At 42.5% G+C, this 5,489-nt stretch carries 5 protein-coding genes; 1 reads left to right on the top strand and 4 read right to left on the bottom strand.

Annotated elements, in window-relative coordinates:
• Positions 1-257: 257 nt before the first annotated feature.
• Both AVZ68_RS20620 and AVZ68_RS19295 read right to left on the bottom strand, forming a co-directional pair.
• Positions 258-545, bottom strand: coding sequence for a hypothetical protein (locus AVZ68_RS20620; RefSeq protein ID WP_157404759.1), 288 nt, complete (start codon positions 543-545; stop codon positions 258-260).
• A complete protein-coding gene (locus AVZ68_RS19295) occupies positions 478-2,562 on the bottom strand; it encodes a catalase (RefSeq protein WP_245628189.1) in 2,085 nt (694 codons plus the stop codon). Before AVZ68_RS19295 ends, AVZ68_RS20620 begins: the two co-directional genes overlap by 68 nt.
• Positions 2,563-2,678: 116 nt before the next feature.
• Here AVZ68_RS19295 and AVZ68_RS19290 point away from each other — a divergent pair, with 116 nt between their 5' ends.
• On the top strand, positions 2,679-2,861 hold the full coding sequence (locus tag AVZ68_RS19290) for a DUF6944 family repetitive protein (protein WP_059106206.1): 183 nt from the start codon (positions 2,679-2,681) through the stop codon (positions 2,859-2,861).
• Between the two features lie 24 nt (positions 2,862-2,885).
• On the opposite strand, the gene AVZ68_RS20425 is transcribed toward AVZ68_RS19290, so the two are convergent.
• Together AVZ68_RS20425 and AVZ68_RS20070 are read right to left on the bottom strand one after the other, a co-directional pair.
• Positions 2,886-3,062, bottom strand: coding sequence for a hypothetical protein (locus AVZ68_RS20425; RefSeq protein ID WP_157404757.1), 177 nt, complete (start codon positions 3,060-3,062; stop codon positions 2,886-2,888).
• 847 nt (positions 3,063-3,909) lie between these two features.
• A complete protein-coding gene (locus AVZ68_RS20070; protein ID WP_082676804.1) occupies positions 3,910-4,032 on the bottom strand; it encodes a YjcZ family sporulation protein in 123 nt (40 codons plus the stop codon).
• Positions 4,033-5,489 lie beyond the last annotated feature (1,457 nt).

The following is a 5,489-nucleotide window of genomic DNA, read 5'->3' as shown; positions in this document are numbered from 1 at the left end:
TGCTAGCGATGCTAGTACCCAATCATTTTTTGTCTTAGAACGAAGGATTTGCCTATAAATCCTTGGAGTTCTTTTTCTTTTATGTTTTGCATAGACTAAACGTGTACTCCTGACTTGAGGGCTTCGGAAAAAATTCGGGGCCTTTTTTTAGCGTGCTTTGGCAACGCCTTAGCGTATGAAATAAACGTCAGAAGCCTATGTGAGTTCATCTGTTACTAGCATCATAGACAACGGTTTGCCTGTTACGTTAAGAAGGATCAGAATCGATTCTGATCCTTCAAATGTCTCCACATGCGATCCACATTCACGACATCATGGACTTTTGCCTGACCGTGACCGCAATGAGGACAACCAAAGGTTGCCCCTTTAGGAAAGTCGAGGTAGATGTCTAAAACACGCGTTTGATGATCGATCTCATAATGAACGACATCCCAAGGTTCTTCAATCTCAAGGGCTTCCTCAAACAGGCGGTACCTTTTATACCAACTGCCTTGTCCAAAAACGATGATTGGCAATGGCATCGACAAACTGTGTTGTAAATTCATTGTTTACACTTTCGCTTGACATAATGCCGGTATTCGGATCTGCGAATTGCTGTGAATCAAGCCACTGTTTGCCTTCATTTGTCACAGCAATCGGCTTGTAATGCGTATAGGCTTCTTTTATAAACATTTTAGCATCTTCTTCAAATTTCTTATCCGCGTTCGCTCCTCCGTCTACATAGACAGCATCAAATGCGATTGACCCATCTGTAAGAAATGTATGCTTCGCCTCGATTTCTCTGCCATCAGCGGCTTTAATCGGTCCGAGCTTGTCGCTCACAACTGCCGCCGTTACACCGGCTGTGTGCAGCGCTTCAACAGTCGTTTTCACATCATCGCCATTAAATCCGTCGGCGAGCACGATCGCTGCTTTCCGCGTATTCGGTTTTTTCGGCGTGTTTTCTTGACTGAGGGCAGGCGAAGATTTTGTTATCGTTTGTTTTTTCGGTTCAGGAGTCGTGCAATTGAGCGTTTTTCCAAATTCCGTTGCCATTTCTGTATCTACATTCGCGAACATATCAACGATTTTTTGTTGAATGTCCTTATCCTTTACTTTTCCAAGCTCAAAGCGAAAAGCTTTAAGAATGTGTTGCTTTTCAGGCTCACTCATACTGTTCCAGAACAGTGTCGCTTGCGAGAAGTGGTCTTTAAAGCTCTCACTTCGAGCGCGGACTTTACGACCTTCGACTTTTTCCTGGTAATGGGCGTAACCACCATTTTCCTCGCTCACTGGTTGCGGGGAATTGTTCGCCATTGCATTTTTATGGTGAGCGACTTTTCCTTTATTGATCGTTTGCCGATGGAAGCCGTCACGTTGGTGATTAAAAAATGGACAAACCGGACGATTGATCGGTATTTCATGGAAGTTTGGTCCACCCAGCCGAAGCAATTGTGTATCTGTATAAGAGAACAAGCGCGTTTGCAGGAGCGGATCATTCGAAAAATCAATTCCCGGCACGACATTCCCCGGATGAAAAGCGGCTTGTTCGGTTTCGGCAAAGAAATTGTCGACGTTACGGTTAAGTGTCATTTTGCCGAAGAGTTTGACGGGCACGTCTTCTTCCGGCCAAATCTTCGTTGAATCGAGAATATCGAAATCAAAAGCAAACTCATCTTTCTCCTCAATAATTTGCACGCCGAGTTCAAACTCGACGTCATTGCCCATATCGATGGTGTCCCATAAGTCACGACGATTGAAATCGGGGTCTTTACCACCTAATTTTTCCGCTTCATCCCACGCAAGAGAATGTGTACCTAAGACAGGTTTCCAGTGGAATTTCACAAAGTGGGCTTTGCCTTCCTCATTGACAAAACGAAAAGCGTGAACACCGAAGCCTTCCATCATTCGAAAGCTCCTCGGAATCGCCCGGTCGCTCATCAGCCACATGATCATATGGGCGGTTTCCTGGTTTTGCGAGACCCAGTCCCAAAACGTATCGTGGGCAGCAGTTGCCTGCGGGATCTCGTTGTGGGGTTCCGGCTTGATGGCATGGACGACGTCCGGGAATTTAATTCCATCCTGGATAAAAAAGACCGGAATGTTGTTTGCTACTAAATCATAGTTTCCTTCTTCCGTATAAAATTTCGTCGCGAATCCGCGTGCATCACGGGGAGTATCCTTGGAACCGCGCTGCCCGACGACCGTCGAGAAACGAACGAAAACCGGAGTTTTTACCTTCGGGTCTTGTAAAAATTTAGCCTTCGTATAGGGCTTCATTGATTCATACAGTTTAAAATGACCGTGAGCCGCAAATCCACGCGCATGTACGACACGCTCCGGAATACGCTCATGGTCGAAATGTGTCATTTTTTCACGAAAATGAAAGTCCTCGATGAGGGTGGGCCCGCGTTCCCCTGCGGTTAAGGAAAATTCATCTTCGGCCATCTTTAGCCCCTGATTTGTCGTCAACTCCTTATTTTCGTTGTCTGTACTTCTAAAGTTTTCTAATTGCTCATTTTTACTGTTTTCATCGATTTTTTTACGATTATCGTTGATTTTCTCATCCACTTTTTCAGCCACTCTCCTTTTAAGGTTATAGAAAGTAGTATTTCAATCGAATCGCACGGTTATGCAGGAGAAAAATAAACCATTGACAGTTAATCACATAGGATAGAAAAAGGGGAGGAAGCCTAAACATGAACCAGGAAAAGACGGTGTTCGGGTCATGGGCTTTAGCCGTTGGGGTAATCACGGTTGCCATTGCTCAAACGGAAAGAATCGGCTTTTCGGATGAAAAACGTTCCCGCTGGACACTGTACGGTAATGCTCTTGCAGCGGGTGCAAACGGAATTATAGGGGGTACTCCTAGATACGTGTAAATTAGGACATAGGATGGGATTGATTTACACAAATACTTTAGCTAAGGCGTTGATGGCTTCACCCTTATTCAATCCTCGCTTGATATTTATAGAGGAAACGAGCAATGATAGGTCTATGATCAATGGTCGAATGAGTGCTGGGTTCGCGACGACTTCGTTGGCTTTCTTTAATTGGCGGAACCGGAAGGATGTCTTAATCATTGAGGATTGATCCCTTTCAATAATTGTTGATGACAAGCGTTAAACCACTCATTTAAATTGCTTTGGTCTCGTTTGCACGCTAGTTTTGATCCGACCTGGGGTAACTCCTAGATACATGAAATATACAGTTGAGTGTGGATAAATTTATCCACACTCAGTACTTGTTCTGTGGAAAAAGAGAAGAGTTACGGGAACGCGTGCAGAATAATCAGCTTCAACGAGCTAGTACAATAAATATTTTCATTAATGATGGAATACCGTCTATTTAATAGGAACAACTAATCTGTTCAAGTCAAAAGGCATGTTACGATAAGGTTTGTTGCAGCATACTTCACCATCAGGGTGGAAATATTAATTTCCTCGGTGAGTATACGTTTGATTTTAAAAAGTGCTGCCTGTAAATTCATTACGACCTCTTGTTCAATAAAATTTAAACCGAACACTCGGAAAGTCGGCTCTTTCTATATAAGAAATCACTTAAACGTACAAAATTCGCGTTTTGTTGGAGAGACACCATTAAACACACCAAGCATAAAAAGCCGAGCGAGGGTCCCTCAATAATCTTAGGACTCTGGAAAAACAGAGTCCTAAGATAGGAGTAACAGTTTATCTATGCGAACCTACAGTTATTGATGCACTTTCATCAACGTTTAATAAAGAAGGTACAAGTTGCTCATTTTATCAAAAACAGATGAAAGACTATGGGGTAGTGTCCAGAACATGCAAATTTACAGCTACGCTATACTAGGGAGGCCAACATTTTAACTAAAACCCACGACAATATTCTCCACAAAATAGGTCATTTTTACTACTCCAAAGGATAACCGTTCAAAGAATTACTGGATCTCTAGTAGTCGTCTTTCTTCATGAACGATGCACCAATAATAATTAACAGAATGAATAAAACAACAATTAGTGCAAAGTTGTTGTCTTGCTTTCTAGGATACCAGCCGCCATAATAACCACTCATTCATATCTCCCCCCTCCCATGTTGTTATTCATTAAGATATGCGGCAAAAAGGTGGTTGATTGGACGAACAGACACGTCACATTAGCGTCAGCACCAAAACAGGTCAAATGGTGTAGCCGTAGGGCTAAGCATTTGCAGGCGGTTTAAAATTCGTGCGAAAGCGATCCGTCGGACATCAATAATATTTGAAAGCGGTTGACGGGTACGTGATGAGTAAACGGATGTTTAAGCTTTGATAAGCGGATCAGTTTCAAACCTCTCTCCTTGTGTATGATGAAATTGAATGATGATGTAGTTCAAATATCGTGAGGTTTACATAGGTTAACTTGTACTCCTCATTAACTCCGGGTATGTTAAACCTAACTCAAAAGGTAACAGGCAAACCGTTGTCTATGATGGCCCGTAACAGATGAACTCACATAGGCTTCTTACATCATACGCGCTCGTTAAGACGTTGCCAAAGCACGCGCTGGCCCTATTATTACTTTAGATATTTTTGGCCTTTCCCGTATTATTATCCTTGTTAGGGGAGTATAAATTTCACAATCCCAAAGTGACGACATTAAACGATCATTCTCAATATAACACCTGAGCACATAAAAGGCCCTGGTTTTTATGCTATAAGCGTATAAACCCGTTTGCTAAACTTCCTAATAGGTTCACCGACAAAAATCAGAAAACCTACGCTAAGAAGTTCTGAATAAGTAAGTTGACCGTGAAGCGCTCCGTGCTTCATGGCTTATTTTCTTGACCCAGCAGACAAACCCCCCCTCTCACACAAAGTGAAAGGGGGTTTTGTTGCAATCAAGGCAAAAAGAAAATAGGGGGAATTCCTATGCCTTTCCCTTATTAGGGAATATCGATTGTATCATAGGTATGGCTACGAATCATGAGCAGAAAGAACAATAAGAACCCTGCCTGCCCTTAGCCTGAAGAATTAGGTCGAGGGTTCCTTTTTGAAAGGTCCTACCCTTAAGTTATTCAATACCCGTTCGTTCGGATCGTGGCAAAAGCCAAAAGATAAAAAACCTCTCGACGACGCGAGAGGTTTTACAACCAATGACGCTGTTGACATCATCCTCCAGTGTCATTATGGAATAAGGATATCATTTGGGATTTCCAAATACAAACTGCTAGATGAATCAATGATCCGGGTTGATCTTTTATAAAGGGCAGTACCATGAGTTTTATCAGCATCACCCGTATTAGGTCGTATCCTGAATACTCGGCATTTGAAACCCTTCCTTATGTAAGAACGTTTTGATATGTCCATTTTATACTAAAATAAAAAACCTATCATTAGATAGGCTGTATTTATATTACATTAATTTCCAAAGTAGCCCCTCAATCCCCGATTCGTTTCCGTACCCCTGTAATGGTAAAGATGTGCAAAATACTGCACGTTTCAACGAGCGGCTATTACAAATGGCTGAGCAATCGAGACACGCTGCATTCCG

Origin of the sequence: Shouchella shacheensis, from assembly GCF_001484965.1 — a bacterium.
Taxonomy (GTDB): Bacteria; Bacillota; Bacilli; order Bacillales; family Bacillaceae_D; genus Shouchella; species Shouchella shacheensis.
The sequence above is the reverse complement of the archived record's forward strand: the minus strand, read 5'-3'. Positions and strand labels throughout refer to the sequence as shown.